At 64.1% G+C, this 23,594-nt stretch carries 20 protein-coding genes; 7 read left to right on the forward strand and 13 right to left on the reverse strand.

Translation table 11 applies throughout. The features are described 5' to 3' along the window. Positions 1 to 50: 50 nt before the first annotated feature. Positions 51 to 1,466 (reverse strand): alanine/glycine:cation symporter family protein, encoded by a 1,416-nt coding sequence (locus DK842_RS03325; protein WP_114060085.1) that lies wholly within the window; start codon positions 1,464 to 1,466, stop codon positions 51 to 53. Positions 1,467 to 1,964: 498 nt separating this feature from the next. Between DK842_RS03325 and DK842_RS03330 the strand changes: the two genes are divergently transcribed. Beyond that, on the forward strand, positions 1,965 to 2,693 hold the full coding sequence (locus DK842_RS03330) for a substrate-binding periplasmic protein (protein ID WP_114060086.1): 729 nt from the start codon (positions 1,965 to 1,967) through the stop codon (positions 2,691 to 2,693). 101 nt (positions 2,694 to 2,794) lie between these two features. Here DK842_RS03330 and ugpQ read toward each other — a convergent pair whose 3' ends face one another. The 9 genes from ugpQ to DK842_RS03375 all read right to left on the reverse strand — a co-directional run bounded on the left by ugpQ (position 2,795) and on the right by DK842_RS03375 (position 12,273). Continuing rightward, positions 2,795 to 3,544 (reverse strand): glycerophosphodiester phosphodiesterase, encoded by a 750-nt coding sequence (ugpQ, locus tag DK842_RS03335; RefSeq protein WP_114060087.1) that lies wholly within the window; start codon positions 3,542 to 3,544, stop codon positions 2,795 to 2,797. Then, positions 3,507 to 4,619 (reverse strand): sn-glycerol-3-phosphate import ATP-binding protein UgpC, encoded by a 1,113-nt coding sequence (locus DK842_RS03340; protein WP_114060088.1) that lies wholly within the window; start codon positions 4,617 to 4,619, stop codon positions 3,507 to 3,509. Before DK842_RS03340 ends, ugpQ begins: the two co-directional genes overlap by 38 nt. Before the next feature lie 13 nt (positions 4,620 to 4,632). Beyond that, entirely contained in the window at positions 4,633 to 5,472 is an 840-nt protein-coding gene (ugpE, locus tag DK842_RS03345) for a sn-glycerol-3-phosphate ABC transporter permease UgpE (protein ID WP_114060089.1), read from the reverse strand. Continuing rightward, positions 5,472 to 6,353, reverse strand: coding sequence for a sn-glycerol-3-phosphate ABC transporter permease UgpA (ugpA, locus tag DK842_RS03350; RefSeq protein ID WP_114060090.1), 882 nt, complete (start codon positions 6,351 to 6,353; stop codon positions 5,472 to 5,474). The genes ugpE and ugpA overlap by 1 nt, the downstream gene beginning before the upstream one ends. Positions 6,354 to 6,409: 56 nt before the next feature. After that, complete coding sequence (gene ugpB / locus DK842_RS03355; protein ID WP_114060091.1) at positions 6,410 to 7,732, reverse strand: sn-glycerol-3-phosphate ABC transporter substrate-binding protein UgpB; 1,323 nt, start codon at positions 7,730 to 7,732, stop codon at positions 6,410 to 6,412. 177 nt (positions 7,733 to 7,909) lie between these two features. Continuing rightward, positions 7,910 to 8,920, reverse strand: coding sequence for a cytochrome d ubiquinol oxidase subunit II (locus DK842_RS03360; protein WP_114060092.1), 1,011 nt, complete (start codon positions 8,918 to 8,920; stop codon positions 7,910 to 7,912). After that, on the reverse strand, positions 8,917 to 10,263 hold the full coding sequence (locus DK842_RS03365) for a cytochrome ubiquinol oxidase subunit I (RefSeq protein WP_114060093.1): 1,347 nt from the start codon (positions 10,261 to 10,263) through the stop codon (positions 8,917 to 8,919). Before DK842_RS03365 ends, DK842_RS03360 begins: the two co-directional genes overlap by 4 nt. After that, a complete protein-coding gene (locus DK842_RS03370; RefSeq protein ID WP_114060094.1) occupies positions 10,260 to 10,835 on the reverse strand; it encodes a GbsR/MarR family transcriptional regulator in 576 nt (191 codons plus the stop codon). The genes DK842_RS03365 and DK842_RS03370 overlap by 4 nt, the downstream gene beginning before the upstream one ends. A gap of 175 nt (positions 10,836 to 11,010) precedes the next feature. Further along, positions 11,011 to 12,273, reverse strand: coding sequence for a glycerate kinase type-2 family protein (locus DK842_RS03375; RefSeq protein ID WP_114060095.1), 1,263 nt, complete (start codon positions 12,271 to 12,273; stop codon positions 11,011 to 11,013). Between the two features lie 157 nt (positions 12,274 to 12,430). Here DK842_RS03375 and mutS point away from each other — a divergent pair, with 157 nt between their 5' ends. After that, positions 12,431 to 14,971 carry a DNA mismatch repair protein MutS gene (gene mutS, locus DK842_RS03380; protein WP_114060096.1) on the forward strand — a complete coding sequence of 847 codons (2,541 nt, stop codon included), beginning with the start codon at positions 12,431 to 12,433 and terminating at the stop codon, positions 14,969 to 14,971. A gap of 64 nt (positions 14,972 to 15,035) precedes the next feature. After that, positions 15,036 to 15,461 (forward strand): hypothetical protein, encoded by a 426-nt coding sequence (locus tag DK842_RS03385; protein WP_114060097.1) that lies wholly within the window; start codon positions 15,036 to 15,038, stop codon positions 15,459 to 15,461. Between the two features lie 143 nt (positions 15,462 to 15,604). Here the strand turns inward: DK842_RS03385 and DK842_RS03390 are convergent, their stop codons facing one another. After that, the gene (locus DK842_RS03390) at positions 15,605 to 16,276 is read right to left on the reverse strand and encodes a pseudouridine synthase (RefSeq protein WP_114060098.1); all 672 of its coding nucleotides are present in this window, start codon (positions 16,274 to 16,276) and stop codon (positions 15,605 to 15,607) included. A gap of 345 nt (positions 16,277 to 16,621) precedes the next feature. On the opposite strand from DK842_RS03390, the gene DK842_RS03395 reads away from it, so the two are divergent. Beyond that, the gene (locus DK842_RS03395; protein ID WP_114060099.1) at positions 16,622 to 18,859 is read left to right on the forward strand and encodes an NADP-dependent isocitrate dehydrogenase; all 2,238 of its coding nucleotides are present in this window, start codon (positions 16,622 to 16,624) and stop codon (positions 18,857 to 18,859) included. 71 nt (positions 18,860 to 18,930) lie between these two features. Here DK842_RS03395 and DK842_RS03400 read toward each other — a convergent pair whose 3' ends face one another. Continuing rightward, entirely contained in the window at positions 18,931 to 19,821 is an 891-nt protein-coding gene (locus DK842_RS03400; protein WP_114060100.1) for a LysR family transcriptional regulator, read from the reverse strand. A gap of 94 nt (positions 19,822 to 19,915) precedes the next feature. Between DK842_RS03400 and DK842_RS03405 the strand changes: the two genes are divergently transcribed. Beyond that, positions 19,916 to 20,443, forward strand: coding sequence for a GNAT family N-acetyltransferase (locus DK842_RS03405; RefSeq protein WP_114060101.1), 528 nt, complete (start codon positions 19,916 to 19,918; stop codon positions 20,441 to 20,443). Between the two features lie 90 nt (positions 20,444 to 20,533). Here DK842_RS03405 and DK842_RS03410 read toward each other — a convergent pair whose 3' ends face one another. Continuing rightward, positions 20,534 to 20,743 (reverse strand): cold-shock protein, encoded by a 210-nt coding sequence (locus DK842_RS03410; RefSeq protein ID WP_114060102.1) that lies wholly within the window; start codon positions 20,741 to 20,743, stop codon positions 20,534 to 20,536. A 214-nt stretch (positions 20,744 to 20,957) separates the two neighbouring features. Here DK842_RS03410 and clpS point away from each other — a divergent pair, with 214 nt between their 5' ends. Together clpS and clpA are read left to right on the forward strand one after the other, a co-directional pair. After that, positions 20,958 to 21,278: an ATP-dependent Clp protease adapter ClpS gene (gene clpS / locus DK842_RS03415; protein WP_011137215.1), complete on the forward strand. Its 321-nt coding sequence runs from the start codon at positions 20,958 to 20,960 to the stop codon at positions 21,276 to 21,278. Further along, positions 21,278 to 23,557 (forward strand): ATP-dependent Clp protease ATP-binding subunit ClpA, encoded by a 2,280-nt coding sequence (clpA, locus tag DK842_RS03420; protein ID WP_114060103.1) that lies wholly within the window; start codon positions 21,278 to 21,280, stop codon positions 23,555 to 23,557. The genes clpS and clpA overlap by 1 nt, the downstream gene beginning before the upstream one ends. The last annotated feature ends 37 nt before the right edge of the window (positions 23,558 to 23,594 follow it).

The following is a 23,594-nucleotide window of genomic DNA, read 5'->3' on the forward strand; positions in this document are numbered from 1 at the left end:
AACAAAAGCCCGCCGGAAACGGCGGGCTTTGTCGCACGGCGGGAGCGGACTTACCAGATGCCCTTCTCCACCTTGGCGGCAAGTTCCGGGTACTGGTCCACCTTGAACACCGGCGCGGCCACACCGGCCGTCAACTGGCGCTGGTAATCGCCCAGCACCGTGAAGAAGTAGCGCGACAGCAGCACGATGGCCACCAGGTTGATCAGCGCCATCAAGCCCATCGCCATGTCGGCCATATCCCATACCAGCGGCAGGCTGGCCAGCGCGCCGAACATCACCATGGCCAGCACGATCAGGCGAAAACCCAGCAGCGCGGCCTTGTTGTTGCGGATGAACTCGACATTGCCTTCGGCGTAGGCGTAGTTGCCCAGGATGGACGAGAACGCGAACAAGAACATCGCCACCGCCAGGAAGGAGACGCCTATCGGGCCGAACTGCGACGCAATGGCTTTCTGCGTCAGCGCCACGCCGCTCAGTCCCGGCTCGTTCACGCCGGACAGCAGGATGATGGCCGCGGTGGCGGTGCACACCACCATGGTGTCGATGAACACGCCGAACATCTGGATCGCGCCCTGGCTGGCCGGATGCTTGGAGGTGGCGGTGGCGGCGGCGTTGGGCGCCGAGCCCATGCCCGCCTCGTTGGAGAACAGGCCGCGCTTGATGCCCAGCATCATCGCCTGGCTGACCGCGTAGCCGGCCACGCCGCCGGCCGCCTGCTCCAGGCCCAGCGCGCTCTTGACGATCAATGCCACTAGGCCCGGCAGCTCGGCCGCATGGATGGCCAGCACGTAGAAGGCCATCAGCAGGTAGATCAGCGCCATCACCGGCACCAGCCATTCGGCCACCCGCGCCACCGAGCGCACGCCGCCGAAGATCACCGGCGCGGTCAACAGCACCAGGCCGATGCCCACCGCGTAGCGATTCCAGCCCCATGCGCCCTCCGTCGCGGCGACGATGGAGTTGGCCTGCACCGCGTTGAACACCAGGCCGAAAGCCAAAATCAGACACAGCGCGAACACCACGCCCAGCCAGCGCTGGCCCAGGCCCTTCTGGATGTAATAAGCGGGACCGCCGCGGAAAGTGTCGTCGTGGTGGCTGGTCTTGAACAGCTGGGCCAGCGTCGACTCGACAAAGGCGCTGGACATGCCGAGCAAGGCGGTCAACCACATCCAGAACACCGCGCCGGGTCCGCCGGCGGCGATGGCGATGGCCACGCCGGCGATGTTGCCGGTGCCCACGCGGCTGGCGAGGCCGGTGGCGAAAGCCTGGAACGGCGAAATGTCATTCTTGCTGACATGGCCGCCGCGGCCCCCCATCATCTCGCGCCAGCCCCGCGGGAACAGCCGCAGCTGCAACAGGCCCGAGCGCAGCGTGAAATACAGGCCCACCGCCAACAGCAGGGCGATCAGCACCTTGCCCCACAGCACGTCGTTGACGGCATTGATCAAAGAATGAAGCAACTCCATGGTTCTCCTTGTTGTCCTGAGCGTATCGATGTCCGCGGCGAGTCGCCTGCGGAACGGCATCCCGGTCTGCTGCCGGGTGAAATCATAGCGAGCGGGCGCAAGGCCCCCGTTGCATGCTGCTCCTAACGGGATGGAAGGACAGGCTGGCGACCGACGGGTCGCGTCTGGAACGGCTCGAGTGAAGAGGAAATCGCACTGGCAGGATTGTTAGCCACAGATCGCGACGAATGGCGCGAATCCGAAAAAATCTAACAAGAAAGTTCCCATGCTGACAATCGAAATTAAGTAAACAGATTGCAAACAAAGTGTAAAAACCGCGCCATCTTACGAACGAGGAGCCGCCATGTCCAGATGCTAAGCTGAAGAAATGCCATTGAATCTTGCCTGAGAACCTGTTCAGGCTCCGGCTTACCGCTGCGAAACCTATCCGGCGGCTCGGAGCATCGAAACCAATCATTCCGGGCAGCAAACGGACGCCTAACGGGAGTATTCTCGCCGATGAGATCCTTGCTCTGGTGTTTATGGCTGTGCGCCGCATGCGCCCAGGCCGCCGACAAGCTGCCATGGCTACTGGTGGCGGACGCCAACTTCGAACCCTATAGCTACCTGTCGGGAAACGATCCGACGCCCAAAGGCTTGGACGTGGAGCTGGTAGACGCCGTGATGCGGGAAACCGGCCAGCCTTTCCATATCGCCCTGCTGCCCTGGGAGCGGGTGAAGCAGCAATTGGCGCTGAAAAACGCCGTGGCGGGTTTTGTCTTCACCGGCACCGCCGAGCGGCGCGCGCAATACGACCTAGCCGGCCCGCTGCGCAAAGGCGAAACCGTCTTCATCACGCTAAAGCGCTGCGCGCTGCGCGGCTGGCGCAGCCTGGACGATCTCAAGCCTTACCAGATAGGCCAGGTTCGCGGCTACGCCTACGACACCGAATTCGACAAGGCGCCGCTCAACCGCGACCAGAACGCCGGCTCGCCCGGCCAACTGGTGGCCATGCTGCTGGCAGGCAGGGTGGACGTCATCGTCGGCGACAAGGTGCAGCTGCTGTACTTCATCCAGCAACGCGGCGCGGGGGCCCTGGTCAGAGTGCTGGACAAGCCGCTGGTGGTCATGCCGCGCTACGTGGCCTTCGCCAAGGATGACCCGCGCGCGCGGCAGTTCGAGGCGGCGCTGAAAAGGCTGCAGCAGAACGGCGCGCTGCAGCCTATCTTCCAGCGCTGGCCCCAATAAGGGCCGCAACCCGAACCCAGGCGCGCCGACGCTGGCCACGCCCGCCGCACGACAAGAAGGCGCGACGCGGGATCAAGGGTTTTGTCAGCGGCGCCAAAGACTCAGCGCGCCGGCAGCAGGTCCAGCCTGTCGGTGCACAGGCTGTCCACGCCCCAGGCCAGCAGACGGCCTGCGTCGGCCGGATCGTTGACCGTGTAGCACAACAGCTGGTAGCCGGCGGCCTTGATGTCGCGGGCCAGCGTCTCGGTCAGGGCCTTGTGGTCGCAATGCAGCGCCACGCCATCCAGCTCCGCCAGGATGTCGCGCCAGTTCGCCGGAATCTCCTCGCACAGAAAGGCGCGCGGCAGCGCCGGCTCGGCGGCTTTCGCCGCGCGCAAGGCGTCGATCTCGAACGAGGACAGCAAGGGCGGCACCGCCGCGCCGGCCCACAGCCTAGCGGCCTCTTGCGCCACCAGCCGGCCGGTTTCCTCGAAGCGCCCCGGGCAGGGCTTGATCTCGATGTTCAGCAGCATGCGCTGCGCCAGGCAGTAAGCCGCCACATTGGCCAGCGTCGGCAGCGCCTCGCCGGCGAAGGCCGCGCCCTTCCAGCCGCCGGCGTCCAGCTGCGACAGCTCGGCCATGGTCTTGGCCCGGGCAGCGCCCTCGCCGTTGCTGGTGCGGTCCACGGTATCGTCGTGCAGCAAGAAGCAGACGTTGTCAGCCGACAGCTTCACGTCGCACTCCGCCGCGCGATAGCCGTAGCGGATGCCCTCGCGGAAGCCGGCTACGGTGTTTTCCGGCGCCAGCGTGCCGCCGCCGCGGTGGGCGACGACCTCAGGATACGGCCAGGCTTGCTTGGGATGCTGCGGCATGCTCGATTCTCCTCTGTGTTTCCGAGTCGAACAGGTGCAGCGCTTCGGCGCGCACCGTCACCTCCAGCCGGCTGCCCGGCTCCGGCCGGTGGCCGTGGGCCAGCCGCGCCACCACGTTCTGCCCAGCCAAAAGGCCGTACACGTAATTGTCGGCGCCCAGCATCTCCACGCTGTCCACCCGCAGGCTCAGCGCCTGGCCGCCGTCGCCGGCCGCGGGCAGGTGCTCGGGCCGGAGGCCGACCGTCAGCTTGCGTCCCGCAAGCGCCGGGTTGGCCGCCGGCAGGGACAGCGACACGCCGTCGCCCAGCAGCAGCCGCTCGCCGCGCTCGTCCGCCTGCGCGTCGAACAGATTCATCCCCGGCGAGCCCATGAAGGCGGCGACGAAGGTGGTGGCCGGCCGGTCGTAGATCTCGTCCGGCGCGCCGATCTGCTCGATATGGCCCTTGTTCAGCACGATCACGCGGTCGGCCAGCGTCATCGCCTCAACCTGATCGTGGGTGACGTACAGGCTGGTGGTGGCCAGCCGGCGATGCAGCCGCTGGATTTCCAGCCGCATTTGGCCGCGCAGCTTGGCGTCCAGGTTGGACAGCGGCTCGTCGAACAGGAACACCGCCGGCTCGCGCACGATGGCGCGGCCCATCGCCACCCGCTGGCGCTGGCCGCCGGACAGCTCGCGCGGCTTGCGCTGCAACAGCTGCTCCAGCTCCAGCACCGCCGCCACCTTCAGCACCCGTTCCATCACTTCGGCCTTTTTCAGGCCCTTGAGCTTGAGCGCGTAACCCATGTTCTCCGCCACCGTCATGTGCGGGTACAACGCGTAGTTCTGGAACACCATCGCGATGTCGCGGTCCTTGGGCTCCAGTTGGTTGACCAGGCGCTCGCCGATGCGTATCTCGCCGTCCTCGGTGCTTTCCAGCCCGGCCACCATCCGCAGCAAGGTCGACTTGCCGCAACCGGACGGCCCGACGATGACCACGAACTCGCCGTCGGCGATCTCCACCGAAATCTCTTCCAGCACCCGGCGCTCGGCGCCGGGATAGCGCTTGGCGATATTCTTCAGACTCAGTTTTGCCATTTGGCGCTCTTTCTCATTTCTCGTTGTCCACCAGGCCCTTGACGAACCAGCGCTGCATGCCGATCACCACCACCAGCGGCGGCAGCAAGGTCAGCAACGCGGACGCCATCACCAGGTGCCACTGCACCGCGCCCTCGCCCAGCATGCCCTTGATCGCGATCACCGAGGTAGACATCGCCGGATCATGGGTGACCAAGAGCGGCCACAGATACTGGTTCCAGCCGTAGATGAAGGTGATCACGAACAAGGCCGCGATATTGGTGCGCGACAAGGGCAACACCACGTCCACCATGAAGCGGATCGGCCCCGCGCCGTCCACCCGCGCCGCCTCCATCAATTCCTTGGGCAGCGTCATGAAGAACTGCCGCAGCAGGAAGGTGGCAGTGGCGGACGCGATCAAGGGCAACGTCAGGCCAGCATAGCTGTTGATCAGCCCCATCTGGGTCACCACTTCCACCGTCGGGAAGATGCGGACCTCCACCGGCAGCATCAACGTGGCGAAGATCAGCGCGAAGCCGGTCTTGCGAAACGGGAAGCGGAAATAGACGATGGCGTAGGCCGACAGGAAGGAAATCACGATCTTGCCGACGGCGATCAGCATCGCCATCACGAAGCTGTTCCACAGCGTGCGCGCCAGCGGCACCGCCAACCCGCCGCTGCCGCTCCACAGCACGGTGGAGAGGTTGGCCCACAGCTGGCTGCCGGGCAGCAGCGACAGCGGCACCCGCGTCACCTGATCGGCGTCCTGGCTGGCCGCGGCGAACATCAGATACAAGGGAAAGGCCACCACCAGCATGCCCGCGATCAGCATCGCGTGGCAAAACAGGTCCAGCCCTTTGCGATTCTCCACCATCAGTACTGCACCTTTCTTTCCACGTAACGGAACTGGATCAGCGTCAACAGGCCGACCACCGCCATCAGCACCACCGATTGCGCGGCCGAGCTGCCCAGATCCAGGCCCTTGAAGCCTTCCAGGTATACCTTGAGGATCATGGTCTCGGTCGACTTGCCCGGCCCGCCGCCGGTGGCCGCGTCGATCACCGCGAAGGTGTCGAAGAAGGCGTACACCAGGTTGACCACCAGCAGGAAGAAGCTGGTCGGCGACAACAGCGGGAACACCAGGTCGCGGAAGCGGCGCAAGGGGCCGGCGCCGTCTATCGCGGCCGCCTCGATCAAGGATGCCGGTATCGCCTGCAGGCCGGCGTAGAAGAACAGGAAGTTGTAGCTGATCTGCTTCCAGGCCGAGGCCAGCACCACCAAGAGCAGCGCCTGTCCGCCGTTGAGCGCGTGGTTCCACTCGTAGCCTGCCTCGCGCAGCAGATAGCTGATCCAGCCCAGGCTGGGGTTGAACAGGAACAGCCACAGCACGGCCACCACCGACGGCGCGATGGCGTAAGGCGCGATCAGCACGGTCTGGTAGACGCGCTTGCCGCGGGCGATCTGGTTGGCCATCACCGCCAGGATCAATGCGCTGCCGGTGCCCAGCAGCGTCACCAGCGCGCTGAACAGCAGCGTGGTCTGGATGGTGCCCAGGTACAACGGGTCATGGAACAGCTGGCTGAAATTGTCCAGGCCGACAAACTGGCTATCCAGGCCGAACGGGTCCTGCTGCAGCGCCGATTGCCACAGCGCCTCGCCGGCCGGCCACAGGAAGAAGATCAAGGTGATCGCCAGCTGCGGCGCCATCAAGGCGAAGCCCAGCCAGCGGTTGGAGAAATGAATGCGATTGTGCATGCGTGGACTCTGCGGGAAAAACGGGCGGCCTTGCGGCGCGCCCGTTTCCGGATGGATCAGTTGGCGGTTTTCTCGAAGCGGCGCAGCAGTTCGTTGCCGCGCAGCACCGCGTTGTCCAGCGCTTGCTTGGCGGTTTTCTTGCCGGTCCACACGCCCTCCAGTTCCTCGTCCATCACGCCGCGGATCTGCGGCATGTATCCCAGGCGCAGGCCGCGAGTGTAGGACTTGGGCGGCTTGTTCTGCATCTGGCGGGTGGCGATGTCCGCGCCCGGATTCTGTTCATAGAAACCCTGCTTGCGCGACAGCTCGTAAGCGGCGGTCACTACCGGCAGGTAGCCGGTGTCCTGATGCCACTTGGCCATCACCTCGGGCGAGGTCAGCAGCTTGAAGAACTTGGCCACGCCCTTGTACTCGGCCGGGCTCTTGCCGCCCATCACCCACAGGCTGGCGCCGCCGATCAGCGCGTTCTGCGGCGCGCCCTTCACCGCCGGGTCGTAGGGCATCATGCCCATGCCGAAGGCGAACTTGGCGTTTTTGCGGATATTGGCCAGCGAGCCGGAGCTGCCGGTCATGATGCCGCACTCGCCGCTGTAGAACTTCAGCGTGGCTTCGTCCTTGCGGCCGGCGTAGCTGAAGGCGCCGTCCTTGGCCATCTTGGCCAGAAAATCTATGTGCTTGACTTGACTCGGGCCATTGAATTGCAGCACCGCGCCGGCGCCGCCGAAGCCGTTGTCCAGGCTGGCGAACGGCAGGCTGTGCCAGGCGCTGTAGTTCTCCAGCTGCACCCAGCCTTGCCAGCCGGTGCTGTAGCCGCAGCGCATGCCGGAAGCCTTGAGCTTGGCGGCGGCAGCGGCGAGCTCTGGCCAGGTTTTGGGCGGCGCGTCCGGCAGGCCGGCCTTCTTGAACGCGTCTTTGTTGTAGTACAGCACCGGGGTGGAGCTATTGAAAGGCAAGGACAGCAGATGGCCGGTCTTGGCGTCGCTGTAATAGCTGGCCACCGCCGGGATGAATGCCTTCTCGTCCAGCTTCTCGCCGGCGTCCGCCATCACCTGATACACCGGCTTGACCGCTTTTTTGGCCTGGATCATGGTGGCGGTGCCCACCTCGAACACCTGCACGATGGCCGGCGCATTGCCGCTTCGGTAGGCCGCGATGGCCGCGGCCAGCGATTCGTCGTACTGGCCCTTGTACACCGGCACGATCTTGTAGTCCTTCTGGCTGGCGTTGAACTGGGCGGCGATGGCGTTGACGCGGTCGCCGAGGGCGCCTTCCATCGAATGCCAGAACTGGATGTCCGTGGCGGCCTGGGCCTGCAGAGACAGGGCCAGCGGCGCGAGCGCAGCGGCGCGGAGGAAGGTTCGGGACAGGACTGGGGACATCGGCTTCTCCGTTTATCGTTATGGCGACTGCCACTTACGCGGCGGATTGTGGCCGGGCAAAATGACAGTATCGTTACGATAATATGACATTAAATTTGCATCAAGAAGCAGAAATGGAATACAGGCGCAAAAAAAGCGCGCCTGACCGACGCGCTTTTTTGTGTTTCCCCAGCGTTCTTACTGATAGCTGAGGCGATCGGCCTTGCCCCAGAACACCCGGTAAGCGAAAGCGGTGTAGCCGATGATGCATGGCAGCACCACAATGGCGCCCCACAGTATCACCCACAGCGCCTCCGGATCTGCCGCGCCTTGCCAGATGGTCATCCGGCCCAGCACGATCTCAGGGAACACGCTGTAAGCCAACCCCCAGAACGACAGCAGCACGATGCCGACGCTGGCGGCGAACGGCAGCCAGCAGAAGGCGTCGTTGCCGGCCGCCTGCCGGCGCGCCAGTTGCGGCAGGCTGAGCATCAGCAGCGCGAACAACGCCAGCGTGCCCAGCGGCAGCGGCAACAGCAGCAGGAACTGCGGCAACCCGAACCATTTGGCGGCGATGGCCGGATTGGCCAGCGGCGTCACCAGCGATACCGCCGCCACCGCGGCGCCGGCGCCGTACAGGCTCAGCTGCGCCCAGCGCACAGCCTTGGCCTGCAGCGCGCCGCGCGTCTTCATCACCAGCCAGCAAGCGCCCAGCAGCGCATAGGCCAGGGCCAGGCCGACGCCGACCACCAGCGAGAACAGCCAGGCAGTGGACGTGTCGGCGAAGCCGGTCAGATAGCGGCCCAGCATCACGCCCTGGGCCAGCGCCGCCAGCAGCGAGCCGCCGGCGAATGCCGCGTTCCACCACGGCTTGTGCGGGTCCTGCGCCTTGACGCGGAAGTCGAAGGCGACGCCGCGCAGAATCAACCCCACCAACATGGCCAGCACCGGCAAATACAGCGCGCCGAACACGATGCCGTGCGCCATCGGAAACGCCACCAGCAACAAGCCGGCGCCCAGCACCAGCCAGGTTTCATTGGCGTCCCAGAACGGGCCGATGGAGCCTATCATCAGGTCCTTCTCTTCATCCTCCGCCAAGGGCAGCAGCATGCCGACGCCCAGATCGAAGCCATCCAGAATCACGTACACCAGCATCGCCAGCGCCATCAGCCCGGCGAAGATCGCCGGCAGGTAGTAAGCCTCGGTCATGCCAGTTTCTCCTTCAGTTGGGCGGCGGCCGCCAATTCAGGCGCGCCGGCCTTGCGCGCCAGGTGGAACAACACCGAGATGTAGGCCGCCAGCAGTAATGCGTAAAGCGCGAGATAGGTGCCTAGCGAGGTGAACAGCATCGGCGCGGTGGCCGCCCCCGCCGCCTGCGCGGTGGTGAGGATGCCGGTCACCAGCCAGGGCTGGCGGCCGATCTCGGTGACGAACCAGCCGGCCAGCGTGGCGATCCAGCCGGAAAAGGTCATCCACACCAGCAGCCTCGCCAGGCCGCGCGACACGTCGCCGCGCCTCTTCAATTGCCAGGCGCCCAGCCAGGAGGCCAGCAACATCAGCATGCCCATACCCACCATCACGCGGAAACTCCAAAACACCTTGGCCACCGGCGGATGCTGTTCAAACTCGTTAAGCCCCTTGATCTCGCCGCCCCAGGTATGGGTGAGAATCAGGCTGCCCAGCTGCGGCACCCCGATGGCGTAATCATTGCTGCGGGTTTCGGCATTCGGCAGCGCGAACAACAACAACGGCACGTCCTTCTCTGTGTGCCAAATGCCTTCGATCGCGGCCAGCTTGGCCGGCTGGTGCTTCAGCGTGTTGAGGCCATGCATGTCGCCGACGAAAATCTGCAGCGGTATCAACAGCGCGGCCAGGAATACCCCGGTCTTCAAGGCCGCCATCACGCCGCGGCCGCGCTCGCCGCGCAGGTAGCGGTAGGCGGACAGGCCGGCGATCAGGAAGGCCACGGTCAGGCAGGAGGCGATCAGCATATGGGTCAGCCGATACGGCATGGACGGGTTGAAGATCACCTCCCACCAGCTCAGCACGAAGGCGCGGCCGTCGCGCATCACGTGGCCGGTCGGCGTCTGCATCCACGAATTGAGCGCGATGATCCAGAAAGCCGACACGGTATTGCCGAAGGCCACCAGGAAGGTCGCCAGGGTATGCACTTTTTCCGGCACCCGGCTCCGCCCGAACAGCATGATGCCGAGAAAGCCGGCCTCCAGGAAAAACGCGGTCAGGATTTCATAAGCGAGCAAGGGCCCGGCGATATTGCCCACCGTCTGCATATAACCCGGCCAGTTGGTGCCGAACTGGAAGCTCATCGTCACGCCGGACACCACGCCCAACGCGAACGACAGCGCGAAGATCTTCACCCAGAAGCCGTAGGCATCCATCCAGCCCTGGTCGCCGGTCTGGCGGAAGCGCATCTTGAAGAACAGCAGCACCCAGGCCATCGCGATATTGATGGTGGGAAACAGGATGTGAAAGCTGATATTGGTGGCGAACTGAATGCGCGCCAGCGTGACGGGGTCGAGTTCGGTCATCATTCGGCATGCTCCCGGTCTTGATCGCGATTGCCCAGGCGGGACAAGGATTGGGTGAATTGCAGCACCTTCTGCACCTGGGAGCCCAGCTTCATCAGCCGCTGCAGGGTTTCCACGTCCATGTGCTGGATGTCGGAAAACCAGGTGGTGACCAGCTCGATCAGCTGGTACATCTCCTTCATCCTGGCCTGCGCGTGCTGCTCGGCCTCACTGGCCGGGCTTTCCATCATCGCGCCGCGCAGCATGGTCAGCGTCGGCTCCACCTCGCGCTTTTTGCGCTCCTCGGCCAGGGTTTTGAAGATCAGCCAGACATCTTCCGGCGTGGAGAAATACTCCCGCCTATCGCCCGGGAAGTGCTGCAGCTTGACCAGGCGCCAAGACTGCAGCTCCTTCAGCCCCATGCTGACATTGGAGCGGGAACAGCCTATCGCCTCGCCGATCTCATCGGCGTTCAGCGGTTTTTCCGATACGTACAGCAAGGCGTAGATCTGGCCGACGGTGCGGTTGATGCCCCAGCGGCTGCCCATCTCGCCGAAGTGCAGCACGAAGGCCTGCACCAGAGGTGGAGTATTCATGACGTTCTCAACTTTCAGGAATTTCTGAAACTTTGATATGAATCATAATTGCCATGAAATGTCCGGGTCAAGATGAACAAAATCTGATCTACAGGCTTGACCGCATAACCACGTCATGAATCAAACGCAAAAAAGCCATGCGCAGCATGGCCGTGAGCGCGGAACAATGCCCGGTTCAGGACAACAGGATGGCGCGAAAATCGTTGACGTTGGTATAGGTGGGGCCGGTGAGCAGCAAATCGTCCAGCGCGGCGAAGAAACCGTAGCCATCGTTGTCCGCCAGCCTCTCCCCGGCATCCATGCCCAGCGCCGCAGCGCGCGCCAGGGTGTCCGGCGAAATCCAGGCGCCGGCATTGTCCTCGCTGCCGTCGATGCCGTCGGTGTCCGCCGCCAGCGCGTGAACGCCGGGCAAGCCATTCAGCGCGATGGCCAGCGACAGCAGGAATTCGCTGTTGCGTCCGCCCCTGCCCTTTCCCCGCAGCGTCACCGTGGTTTCGCCGCCGGACAGAATCACGGCCGGCCGCGCAACAGGGCTGTCGCGCATGGCGATCTGCCTGGCGATGCCGGCATGGACCTTGGCCGCCTCGCGCGCCTCGCCCTCTATGCTGTCGCCCAACAGCAGCACGTCGTAGCCCAGCCGACGCGCCTCGGCCTCCGCCGCGAGCAGCGCCAATTGCGGCGTAGCGATCAGCTGATATTCCGCATGCGCGAGCCGCACGTCGCCCGGCTTGGGCGTCTCGTCCGGCTCCGCCGCCAGATGCGCGCTCACCGATGGCGGCAGAATCAGGCCATACTTGGCGATCACGGCTCGCGCGTCGGCGTAAGTCGTCGGGTCCGCGACGGTGGGACCGGAAGCGATCACTGCCGGATCGTCGCCCACCACGTCGGAAATCGCCAAGGTCGCCAACCGGGCCGGCGCGCAGGCTAGCGCCAGCCGGCCGCCCTTGATCGCGGACAGGTGCTTGCGCACGGCGTTCATTTCGTCGATGCCAGCTCCGCAGGCCAACAGCTGCCGGCTGACGTCCTGCTTGTCCGCCAGGCTGACGCCCTCCGCCGGCAGCGTCAGCAAGGCTGATCCGCCGCCGGACAGCAGGCAGATCACCAAATCGTCCGCCGTCAGCCCCCGCACCGCGCCCATGATCCGCCGCGCGGCCGCGCAGCCCGCCGCGTCCGGCACCGGATGCGAGGCCTCCAGCACATCGATGCGCCGCGTCGGCGCCGCATGGCCGTAACGCGTCGCCACCACGCCGGACAACTCGCCCGGCCACACGCTCTCCAATATCCGCGCCATCTCAGCGGCGGCCTTGCCCGCGCCCACCACCACGGTGCGGCCCCTGGGCGGCGGCGGCAGGTGGTCGAGCAGGCGCTCCGGCTTGACGCTGGCGACGGCGACATCGAACAGCCGGCGCAGCACTTCCCGCGGCGATAGTCTGGACATGGCGTTTCCTCCTTATGTTTATGCATTCATTGTGCCCCAGGCCAACGCGGCTGACACCCCCGTCCGCTCGCGTTAAAATGCGCATGATTTCAACGCCCCGGCTCCCGGGGCGTTACGCATTTATCCCGTACAGACCAAGAGCAGAGCCCGATACCCGATGAGCACGCCCCAGCACACCCCGATGATGCAGCAATACCTGTCCCTGAAGCGCGAACACGCCGACAAGCTGCTGTTCTACCGCATGGGCGACTTTTACGAGCTGTTCTACGAGGATGCGGAAAAGGCTTCGCGGCTGTTGGACATCACGCTGACCGCGCGCGGCGCCAGCGCGGGCAACCCGATCAAGATGGCCGGCATTCCTTACCACGCCGCCGAGGGCTATCTGGCGCGGCTGGTGAAGATGGGCGAATCGGTGGCCATCGCCGAGCAGATCGGCGACCCGGCCCTGGCCAAGGGCCCGGTGGAACGCAAGGTGGTGCGCATCGTCACCCCCGGCACGCTGACCGACGCGGCCCTGCTGGACGACAAGCGCGACAACCTGGTGCTGGCGGTCAATATGGTGAAGGGCGTGCTGGGCCTGGCCTGGCTGTCGCTCGCCAGCGGCGAATTCAAGGTGATGCAGGCCGGCGTGGAAGATTTGTCCAGCGAGCTGGAGCGGCTGAAGCCGGCCGAGCTGGTGATCCCGGACGACACCGGCCTGGCGGCTTTCGAAGGCATCTCGATGCCGAAGAAAAAACTGCCGCCGTGGCAGTTCGACATCGAATCGTCCAAGCTGGCGCTGACCCGCCACTTCGGCACCCGGGACCTGGCCGGCTTCGGCGCCGACACGCTGCCGGTGGCCGTCGGCGCGGCCGGCGCCCTGCTGGAGTACGTGAAGTCCACCCAGGGCGTCAATCCGGCCCACATCGCCGCGCTGTCGGTGGAGGAAGCCGGCGAGCTGATCCGCATGGACGCCGCCACCCGCCGCAACCTGGAGCTGACCGAAACCATACGCGGCGAGGCCTCGCCGACGCTGGCCTCCCTGCTGGACACCTGCGCCACCAGCATGGGCAGCCGCCTGCTCGGCCATTGGCTGCACCACCCGATGCGCAACCATAGAAAACTCGCCCGCCGCCACGGCGCGGTGCGCGCGCTGCTCTCGCGCCATCAGGATATCCACGCCGAGCTGGACCAGGTATCGGACATCGAACGCATCACCTCGCGCGTGGCGCTGCGCTCGGCCCGCCCGCGCGACCTGTCGGCGCTGCGCGATTCCTTGACGGCGCTCTCCGGCGTCAAGGCGCTGGCCGCCTCGCTCGACTCCGGGCTGCTGAACGAGCTGGCCGGCGTGCTGCCGGTCGATTCTCCGGTGCAAAAGATGCTGGCCGCCGCCATCCTGCCGGAGCCCGCCACCTTCCTGCGCGACGGCGGCGTGATCAACGACGGCTTCAGCCCGACGCTGGACGAGCTGCGCGCCATCCAGACCGACTGCGGCGATTTCCTGCTGAAGCTGGAAGCGCGCGAGAAGGAACGCACCGGCATCACCACGCTGAAGGTGGAATTCAACCGCGTGCACGGCTTCTACATCGAGGTATCCAAGGCGCAGTCGGACAAGGTGCCGGACGATTACCGCCGCCGCCAGACGCTGAAGAACGCCGAGCGCTACATCACGCCGGAACTGAAGGAATTCGAGGATAAGGCGCTGACCGCGCAGGACCGCGCGCTGGCGCTGGAAAAGCAGCTGTACGAGACGCTGCTGGACGAGTTGGCGCCGCACATCGCCGAGTTGAAGCTGATCGCCCAGGCCGTCGCCGCGCTGGACGTGCTGTCCGCCTTCGCCCAGCGCGCCGCCATCGGCAACTACGCCGAGCCGCAGTTCGTGCCCGAGCCCAAGCTCGACATCGTCGCCGGCCGCCACCCGGTGGTGGAGGCCGAGGTCGAGCGCTTCATCGCCAACGACACCAAGCTGTCGACCGAACGCAAGCTGTTGCTGATCACCGGCCCGAACATGGGCGGTAAATCCACCTATATGCGGCAAAACGCGCTGATCACCCTGCTGGCCCACGTCGGCAGCTTCGTGCCGGCCGACAGCGCCGTGATCGGCCCGATCGACCGCATCTTCACCCGCATCGGCGCGTCGGACGACCTGGCCGGCGGCCGCTCCACCTTCATGGTAGAAATGACCGAAACCGCCAACATCCTCAACAATGCCAGCGAGCACTCGCTGGTGCTGATGGACGAGGTGGGCCGCGGGACGTCCACTTTCGACGGCCTGGCGCTGGCCTGGGCCATCGCCCGCGCGCTGATCGAGAAAAACCGCGCGTATACCTTGTTCGCCACCCACTATTTCGAACTGACCACGCTGGCCGGCGAATACCCGGCGGTGGCCAACGTGCATCTGTCGGCGGTGGAGCACAAGGACCGCATCGTGTTCCTGCACCATGTGGAAGACGGCCCGGCCAGCCAGAGCTACGGCCTGGCGGTGGCGCAGCTGGCCGGGGTGCCGGGCAAGGTGATACGCGAAGCGCGCCGACACCTGGCCGACCTGGAAAACCAGTCCGCCGCGCGCGCGCAGCCGGATCTGTTCGCCGCGCCGGCCCCCGCATCGGAGCCGGAACTTAATCCTGCGGTAGACCGTCTACAGGAGATCGATCCCAACGAGTTGAGCCCGCGCCAGGCACTGGAAATTTTGTACGAACTCAAGAAACTGGCCGAATGACCAGCCCGCTCGCGAATCGTTTCCTATTATTACTAAATGGTAACGTTCAGAAGAGGAGCAAGTGATGTCGTTTGAAACCGCCTCCGCCATTCCCAGCCTTGGCAAGCTGCTCGGCCAAATCGGGGACGACGGGTCTATTGCCCTTTCCGATATCCGGGAAAAGGCCAACCATGAACTGTCCAGCTTCGCGGAGCTGGCGCAGAAGGAAATGAGCCAGTTCGACATCAGCATGCCGCCCGCCATCAGCCTGATCAGCGGCGATGGTTTCCAGTTGGAGCTGGAAAACCACCATCCCCATGCGGACGAAGTCCGCAATTGGCTGAACGGCAATCTGATCCTGGCGCGCAAGTTCAAGGAAGTGGAAGTGCTGTTCGAATTCGTGCGGGCCGCAGAAAGTGCCGGCGAAGTATTTTCGGAAAGCTCTAACTTCCACATTGGTCTGACCAGCGCGGGCCCGATCGCCTATTTCGAGGATCATCACAACCAATAAGCGGATTTCCGTGACCCAAGATCGGCGCACTGGCAATTGCACCGCAAACCCAGCGGGAAAGCGTCAGCTTTCCCGCGCTGCTTTTCAGGCTACCCGCGCGTTCCTGTCCACAGCGACAGGATGGCTCCACGCCGGGCGATGCCTCAGTCCGATCGCTGCCGCTTGCGCGCGAAACGAGAGTCCGGCTTCCTGCCCTCCAACCCGGGCGGATTCTTCCGCCGCTCGTCATGCTTTCCGCCGCGACCGCCCGGCGCAGACCGCGGCAAATCCTCAAGCCGCACGTCCAATGCGCGCATCTGTCCCGGCAGCAGGCCATCCAGCCGCCACGGCCCTATCGCCACGCGCACCAGCCTCAGCGTGGGCAACCCGGCCTTGGCCGTCATCCGCCGCACCTGGCGGTTCTTGCCCTCGCTGATGATGATTTCCAGCCAGCAGTCCGGCACGGTCTTGCGGAAGCGCACCGGCGGATTGCGCGGCCACAACTCTGGCGTGTCGATGCGCCGCGCTTCGGCCGGCCGGGTGACGAAATCGCCCAGGTCCACGCCAGCGCGCAGCATTTCCAGCTGCGCCTCTTTCGGATCGCCCTCCACCTGCACCCAGTAAGTCTTGGGCAACTTCCAGCGCGGATCGGCGATGCGGTGCTGCAACGCGCCGTCGCCAGTGAGCAGCAGCAGGCCTTCGCTGTCTGTGTCCAGCCGGCCGGCAGGATAGATGCCCGGCTGCGGCACGCAGGACTTCAACGTGGGATGCGTGGGGTGGTCGGAAAACTGGCAAATCACGCCATAGGGTTTATTGAGCAAAATAAGCTGGGACATGCGCAAAACAAGGCTGAGTGAATTAGGCGAATGATAGCAAGGCCAGCGCGCGGCGTAAGCGATATCGCGCGTCAAACTCTCCTGCGCCCCCATCCCATTGTTCGAACAAGCGTTTTATTCGCATCCGAACCTCTGCCATGCAATTATCGGGCATAAAAGTTTCAGTTGCGCCGCCAACCAAGCCGATGAGAAGGGGTATAATTCGCTTTTGAAAATTGCCCAAGAGCCTCCAGGCGTTCGCGCCCGGCTGGCCCTGCGCTCCGGCATGCCGCAAAAATGTCGTCCGAGCCATGAACTCTTCGCGCAATCGTTCTGTCGTCACAAGATCAACATGGAGATAGAGTAATGCCAGCAGAACAATCGAAAATCATCTATACCCTCACCGACGAAGCGCCGGCGCTGGCCACCAGTTCCTTTCTGCCCATCGTCCAGGCCTTCGCGGGTTCCGCCGGCATCCAGGTCGACACCGCAGACATCTCCGTAGCCGCCCGCGTGCTGGCCGAATTCCCGGATCATCTGACCGACTCGCAAAAAGTGCCGAACACCCTGGCCGAGCTGGGCAAACTGACGCTGCAGCCCGACGCCAACATCATCAAGCTGCCCAATATCAGCGCCTCGGTGGCCCAGCTGATCGCCTGCGTCAAGGAACTGCAGTCCAAGGGCTACAACATTCCGGACTACCCGGAAAACCCGGCCAGCGACGAAGAGAAAGCGATCAGGGACCGTTACGCCAAATGCCTGGGTTCCGCTGTGAACCCGGTGCTGCGGGAAGGCAACTCCGACCGCCGCGCGCCGCTGGCGGTGAAGAATTACGCGAAGAAGCACCCGCACTCGATGGGCGAATGGAAACAGTGGTCGCAGACCCACGTCTCCCACATGCACCATGGCGACTTCTACCACGGCGAAAAGTCCATCACCCTGGACAAGGCCCGCGACGTCAAAATGGAACTGGTGACCAAGAGCGGCCAGACCATCGTGCTGAAACCCAAGGTGGCGCTGCAAGCCGGCGAAATCATCGACTCGATGTTCATGAGCAAAAAGGCGCTGTGCGACTTCTACGAGCGCGAAATGGAAGACTGCCGCGAGTCCGGCATCCTGTTTTCCTTGCACGTGAAGGCCACCATGATGAAGGTGTCCCATCCCATCGTGTTCGGCCACTGCGTCAAGATCTACTACAAGGACGCGTTCGAGAAGCACGGCAAGCTGTTCGACGAGCTGGGCGTCAACGTCAACAACGGCATGGCCACGCTGTACGAGAAGATCGAAACCCTGCCGGCCTCCAAGCGCGAGGAAATCATCCGCGACCTGCACGCCTGCCAGGAGCACCGTCCGCGCCTGGCGATGGTGGACTCCGCCAAGGGCATCACCAACTTCCACTCGCCGAACGACATCATTGTGGACGCGTCCATGCCGGCGATGATCCGCGCCGGCGGCAAGATGTGGGGCGCCGACGGCAAGCCGTACGACGCCAAGGCGGTGATGCCGGAATCGACCTTCGCCCGCATTTACCAGGAGATGATCAACTTCTGCAAATGGCACGGCAACTTCGACCCGCGCACCATGGGCACCGTGCCCAACGTCGGCCTGATGGCGCAAAAAGCCGAAGAATACGGCTCGCACGACAAGACCTATGAAATCCAGGAAGACGGCGTCGCCAACATCGTCGACCTCGCCACCGGCGAAGTGCTGCTGAGCCAAAACGTGGAAGCCGGCGACATCTGGCGCATGTGCCAGGTCAAGGACGCGCCTATCCGCGACTGGGTGAAGCTGGCCGTGACCCGCGCCCGCAACTCCGGCATGCCGGCAGTGTTCTGGCTGGACCCGTACCGCCCGCACGAGAACGAGCTGATCAAGAAGGTAAACACCTACCTGAAGGATCACGACACCAGCGGCCTGGACATCCACATCATGTCGCAAGTGCGCGCGATGCGTTACACGCTGGAGCGCGTGGCCCGCGGCCTGGACACCATCTCGGTCACCGGCAACATCCTGCGCGACTACCTGACCGACCTGTTCCCGATCATGGAACTGGGCACATCGGCCAAGATGCTGTCCATCGTGCCGCTGATGGCCGGCGGCGGCATGTACGAAACCGGCGCCGGCGGCTCGGCTCCGAAACACGTGCAGCAGCTGCTGGAAGAAAACCACCTGCGCTGGGATAGCCTGGGCGAGTTCCTGGCGCTGGCGGTGTCGCTGGAGGACCTGGGCATCAAGACCGGCAACGCCAAGGCCAAGATCCTGGCCAAGACGCTGGACCTGGCCACCGGCAAGCTGCTGGACGAGAACAAGTCCCCGTCGCGCCGCACCGGCGAGCTGGACAACCGCGGCAGCCAGTTCTACCTGTCCATGTACTGGGCGCAGGCGCTGGCCGAGCAGTCCGAGGACAAGGAGCTGCAAGCCCGCTTCGCGCCCGTCGCCAAGCAGTTGGCCGACAACGAGCAAACCATCCTGGCCGAACTGAAGGCCGTGCAAGGCAAACCGGCCGACATCGGCGGCTACTACCTGCCGGACGCCGCCAAATGCAGCGCGGTGATGCGCCCGAGCGCCGCCTTCAACGCCGCCATCGCCGCGGTGCGCGCATAAGCGCCGTCTCTCGCCTCAAACAAGCCCCCGGATCAAGACCGGGGGCTTTTTTCATGCCTCCACGCCATCCGTCACCGCCAGTCCCGCGCCAGCTCCCGCGCAGCCGCCAACACCCGCTCCCTGGCATCATTCCGCCGCTTGCCGCCGCGCCAGGCCATCATGACCCGCCAACGCCCCGGCGCCGGCTCATCCAGTTTCAGCTCCCGCAGCACGCCCCGCGCCAACTCCTCCCTCACCGCCAGACGCGGCACAAAGGCGACATAGCCATGCCATAAGGCCAGATCTCGCGCGGCGGTCGCCGGCTGTAGCAAATGTATGGGTTTGGCGGTCTCGCGCAGGCTGCGCAGCCGGCTCGCCAACTCGTCCGCTCCCTCGCCCCAGCTTTGCGGCGCCAGCGGGTATTGTGCCAACTGGCGCAGCGGCAGGGGCGCGGCGGACTGCGCCAGCGGATGCGCCGCGGCGGCCACTGCCGTCACCGGCGAATCGCACAAGGTCTCTAGCTCCAAGCCGGAGCCCGCCGGCCGCTGCAACACGAAGCCGACATCCAGTTCCCCTGCCAGCAGTTGCTGGATGATCCGCGGCGAATGATCGGTATCGCAACTCGCCTCCAACGGCGCATCGGCCAGCTTGTCCAGCAGAGGGCCGAACACCACGCCGGCCAACGATGGCAAGCAAGCCATTCTGATCCGCGGCAACCCCGCTTTCCCCGACAGCCGGTTCCGCCCCTCGGCCAAAGCGTCCAACGCCGCCCGCGCGGCGGGCATAAAGGCCAGGCAAGCTGCCGTCGGCTCCGCGCCGCGCCTATGCCGGTCGAACAACTTAGCGCCCAGCGCCGACTCCAGCGCGGCGATGCGCTGGCTGGCTTGCGGCTGCGACCATCCCCGGCGCGCCGCGGCCTGGCTGAAACTGCCCAGTTCCGCGGCATCCAGCAGCAATTCGAGATCATCCAAACTGATAGACATAATGAAAATCCATGGCAAACATTTCAGATAAACCATTACATGATATCTAGAACCCATACACAATGACCGTCACCATTTGGATGGACACGCCGACATGAGATTGATCCGAACCGAACGCCTGCTGCTGCGCGCCGTCGACGCCGCCGACGCCGATGCCCTGTACGCCATTTATGGAGATCCTGAAACCAACCGATACAATCCTCACGGCCCCTATCCCTCTCTGGCGCATGCCAGACGCAAGCTCGCCGCGTGGATGGAGGGATGGGATCGATACGGTTTTGGCTGCTGGGCCGCGGCACTGACGGAAACGCCTGGCCATGTGCTGGGTTTCGGGGGGCTCAGCTGCGAAGACTACGGCGGCATCGACAGACTCAATCTTGGCTATCGCTTCGCGCCGGCGGCATGGGGGCAGGGCCTCGCCAGCGAAATGGGCGAACAGGCCTTGCGCTGCGCGTTTGGAGACTTGTCCGCGCCAACCGTCTACGCCAGGGTCAGACCCGCCAATCTGCCCTCCATCCGCGTCTTGCTGCGGCTGGGTTTCGGCCACCACGGCATGCTGCGCGACATCCCCGCCGCGCCAGCCTCTCTGGTCTACGCGCGCCATGCGCCTTCGCCGCGCTGACGCCGCCGCCCAAATGAAAAGCCCGCCATAGGCGGGCTTTGAAATATGCCTTGCAGCCCACCGCGCGGCGGGGCTGAATCCGAAAACGACTTAAGCGCCGACGTTCTGGATATTGGACGCTTGCTTACCCTTCGGGCCGGACACCACCTCAAAGCTTACGCGCTGACCCTCTTTCAGGGTCTTGAAGCCTTGCATGTTGATGGCCGAGAAATGGGCGAACAAATCCTCGCCACCTTCGTCCGGGGTAATAAAGCCGAAGCCTTTCGCGTCATTGAACCACTTCACGGTACCAAATGCCATTTAACTTCCTTGCAAAAAAAAGGCTGGTGAAGCCGACCAACTTAGAGCTTAATAGAGTTTGACAAAATGCTGTGCCGCAAAATGCCAAACAGTTAAGCCAAGCACCAGCTGCATTTCTACGCAAGCGCGGGAGCGGCGTCAAGTCATAGCGGCCTTGCGCGCCCCCTTGAAAAAAAGTCTGGGGGAACCAAAATTGAAGTGAGGCACCGTTTCCATGAAAGTCGACATGTCCACCTCGGTCAAAGACGATGCCCAGCTTGAGGCGTCACGGGTTAGGGAAAACCCACCCCCGATGTATAAGGTGTTGTTATTGAACGATGATTTTACCCCGATGGACTTCGTGGTGCAGGTTCTCCAGCAGTTCTTCCACATGAACAGAGAGAAGGCCACCCACATCATGCTGCAAGTCCACACGCAAGGTCACGGCGTGTGTGGCGTTTATACCAAAGACGTGGCTGCAACGAAGGTCGAGCAGGTGTTGCAATATGCGAAAGCGCATCAGCATCCGCTTCAGTGCGTAATGGAGGAAAACTGATGATTGCCCAGGAGCTAGAAGTAAGCCTGCATATGGCGTTCATGGACGCACGGCGCAAGCGCCACGAGTTCATCAGCGTGGAGCATCTGCTGCTCGCGATGACCGACAACCCCTCGGCCGCAGAAGTGCTGCGGGCCTGCGGCGCGAATATCGACCAACTGAAAAAGCAGCTGACCGACTTCATCGACGAGCACACTCCCACCGTGCCCGGCGAAGCTGAAGTCGAAACCCAGCCTACCCTAGGTTTTCAGCGCGTGATTCAACGCGCCATCCTCCACGTGCAGTCGTCGGGCAAGAAGGAAGTGTCCGGCGCCAACATCCTGGTCGCCATTTTCGGCGAAAAGGATTCGCACGCGGTGTACTACCTGCACCAGCAAGGCATCTCGCGGCTGGACGTCGTCAACTTCATCTCGCACGGCATCACCAAGCAGCGGTCGCAACAGCCGCCGCAGGAGCCGCGCGACAACGGCAACAACGACGCGGACGGCGAAGAGCAGGCCACCGGTCCCGGCGGGGCCCTGGAGAACTACACCCAGAACCTCAACCAGATGGCGCGCGACGGCAAGATCGACCCCTTGATCGGCCGCGAGCACGAGCTGGAGCGGACGGTGCAGATTCTATGCCGCCGCCGCAAGAACAACCCGCTGCTGGTGGGCGAGGCCGGCGTCGGCAAGACCGCCATCGCCGAAGGCCTGGCGCGGCGCATCGTGGGTGGCGAGGTGCCTGAGATCCTGTCCAAGTCCACCGTCTACGCGCTGGACATGGGCGCCCTCTTGGCCGGCACCAAGTACCGCGGCGACTTCGAACAGCGCCTGAAGGCGGTGATCAAGCAATTGACCGACGACAGCAACGCCATCCTGTTCATTGACGAGATCCACACGCTGATCGGCGCCGGCGCGGCATCGGGCGGCACCCTGGACGCGTCCAACCTGCTGAAACCTGCCCTTTCGAACGGCAGCCTGCGTTGCATCGGCGCCACCACCTACAACGAGTACCGCGGCATCTTCGAGAAGGACAACGCGCTATCCCGCCGCTTCCAGAAGATAGATGTCACCGAGCCGACGGTGCAGCAGACAGTGGAGATCCTGAAAGGACTGAAGTCCCGCTTCGAGGCACACCACGGCGTCAAGTACACGCAGTCTGCGCTGTCCACCGCGGCGGAGCTGTCGGCGCGCTACATCAACGACCGCCACTTGCCGGACAAAGCCATCGACGTGATCGACGAAGCCGGCGCGGCGCAGAAGATCCTGCCCAAGTCCCGGCAGAAGAAGGTGATCAACAAGTCGGAGATCGAAGAGATCGTCGCCAAGATCGCCCGCATTCCTCCGAAAACAGTCTCCAGCGACGACAAGAACGTGTTGAAGAACCTCGAACGCGATCTCAAGAACGTGGTGTTCGGCCAGGAAAAGGCGATCGAAGGCCTGGCCAGCGCGATCAAGATGACGCGTTCCGGCCTGGGCAACCCGCAGAAGCCTATCGGATCGTTCCTGTTCTCCGGCCCCACCGGCGTCGGCAAGACCGAGCTGGCGCGCCAGCTGGCCTATATCCTCGGCGTCGAGCTGATCCGCTTCGACATGTCCGAGTACATGGAGCGCCACGCAGTGTCGCGGCTGATCGGCGCGCCTCCGGGCTATGTCGGCTTCGAGCAGGGCGGCCAGCTGACTGAGGCAATCAACAAGCATCCGTACGCCGTGCTGCTGCTGGATGAGATCGAAAAGGCCCATCCGGACATTTTCAACGTGCTGCTTCAGGTGATGGACCACGGCACGCTGACCGACAACAACGGTCGCAAGGCGGATTTCCGCAACGTGGTGCTGATCATGACCACCAACGCGGGCGCGGAATCGCTGTCCAAACCGTCTCTGGGCTTCACCCAGACCAAGGCGGCGGGCGACGAAATGGCCGACATCAAGAAAATGTTCAGCCCCGAGTTCCGCAACCGGCTGGACGCCACCATCCCGTTCGGCATGCTGGACGAGCAGATCATCCTGCAGGTGGTGGACAAGTTCCTGATGCAGCTGGAGCAACAGCTGGCGGAGAAGCACGTCGACATCCACTTTACCGACGAGCTGCGCCATCACCTGGCCAAGAATGGCTTCGATCCGCTGATGGGCGCCCGTCCGATGGCACGCCTGATCCAGGACACCCTGCGCAAGGCGCTGGCGGACGAGTTGCTGTTTGGCCGCCTGGTCTCCGGCGGCGAGGTGACCGTGACGGTGACCGACGACAAGGTGGAGCTGAAGTTCGACCAGGATGCGCTGGCACCCGAACCGGTGTAAGCCGCATCAGCCCAAACGCCCGCGCAAGCGGGCGTTT

It is taken from the genome of Chromobacterium phragmitis (genome assembly GCF_003325475.1).
In the GTDB taxonomy this organism is placed as follows: Bacteria; Pseudomonadota; Gammaproteobacteria; order Burkholderiales; family Chromobacteriaceae; genus Chromobacterium; species Chromobacterium phragmitis.

Excerpts from the sequence above, each read along its gene's own strand:
- DK842_RS03325 (WP_114060085.1), bottom strand. The coding sequence starts at position 1,466 with ATGGAGTTGCTTCATTCTTTGATCAATGCCGTCAACGACGTGCTGTGG.
- DK842_RS03330 (WP_114060086.1), top strand. The coding sequence starts at position 1,965 with ATGAGATCCTTGCTCTGGTGTTTATGGCTGTGCGCCGCATGCGCCCAG.
- ugpQ (WP_114060087.1), bottom strand. The coding sequence starts at position 3,544 with ATGCCGCAGCATCCCAAGCAAGCCTGGCCGTATCCTGAGGTCGTCGCC.
- DK842_RS03340 (WP_114060088.1), bottom strand. The coding sequence starts at position 4,619 with ATGGCAAAACTGAGTCTGAAGAATATCGCCAAGCGCTATCCCGGCGCC.
- ugpE (WP_114060089.1), bottom strand. The coding sequence starts at position 5,472 with ATGGTGGAGAATCGCAAAGGGCTGGACCTGTTTTGCCACGCGATGCTG.
- ugpA (WP_114060090.1), bottom strand. The coding sequence starts at position 6,353 with ATGCACAATCGCATTCATTTCTCCAACCGCTGGCTGGGCTTCGCCTTG.
- ugpB (WP_114060091.1), bottom strand. The coding sequence starts at position 7,732 with ATGTCCCCAGTCCTGTCCCGAACCTTCCTCCGCGCCGCTGCGCTCGCG.
- DK842_RS03360 (WP_114060092.1), bottom strand. The coding sequence starts at position 8,920 with ATGACCGAGGCTTACTACCTGCCGGCGATCTTCGCCGGGCTGATGGCG.
- DK842_RS03365 (WP_114060093.1), bottom strand. The coding sequence starts at position 10,263 with ATGATGACCGAACTCGACCCCGTCACGCTGGCGCGCATTCAGTTCGCC.
- DK842_RS03370 (WP_114060094.1), bottom strand. The coding sequence starts at position 10,835 with ATGAATACTCCACCTCTGGTGCAGGCCTTCGTGCTGCACTTCGGCGAG.
- DK842_RS03375 (WP_114060095.1), bottom strand. The coding sequence starts at position 12,273 with ATGTCCAGACTATCGCCGCGGGAAGTGCTGCGCCGGCTGTTCGATGTC.
- mutS (WP_114060096.1), top strand. The coding sequence starts at position 12,431 with ATGAGCACGCCCCAGCACACCCCGATGATGCAGCAATACCTGTCCCTG.
- DK842_RS03385 (WP_114060097.1), top strand. The coding sequence starts at position 15,036 with ATGTCGTTTGAAACCGCCTCCGCCATTCCCAGCCTTGGCAAGCTGCTC.
- DK842_RS03390 (WP_114060098.1), bottom strand. The coding sequence starts at position 16,276 with ATGTCCCAGCTTATTTTGCTCAATAAACCCTATGGCGTGATTTGCCAG.
- DK842_RS03395 (WP_114060099.1), top strand. The coding sequence starts at position 16,622 with ATGCCAGCAGAACAATCGAAAATCATCTATACCCTCACCGACGAAGCG.
- DK842_RS03400 (WP_114060100.1), bottom strand. The coding sequence starts at position 19,821 with ATGTCTATCAGTTTGGATGATCTCGAATTGCTGCTGGATGCCGCGGAA.
- DK842_RS03405 (WP_114060101.1), top strand. The coding sequence starts at position 19,916 with ATGAGATTGATCCGAACCGAACGCCTGCTGCTGCGCGCCGTCGACGCC.
- DK842_RS03410 (WP_114060102.1), bottom strand. The coding sequence starts at position 20,743 with ATGGCATTTGGTACCGTGAAGTGGTTCAATGACGCGAAAGGCTTCGGC.
- clpS (WP_011137215.1), top strand. The coding sequence starts at position 20,958 with ATGAAAGTCGACATGTCCACCTCGGTCAAAGACGATGCCCAGCTTGAG.
- clpA (WP_114060103.1), top strand. The coding sequence starts at position 21,278 with ATGATTGCCCAGGAGCTAGAAGTAAGCCTGCATATGGCGTTCATGGAC.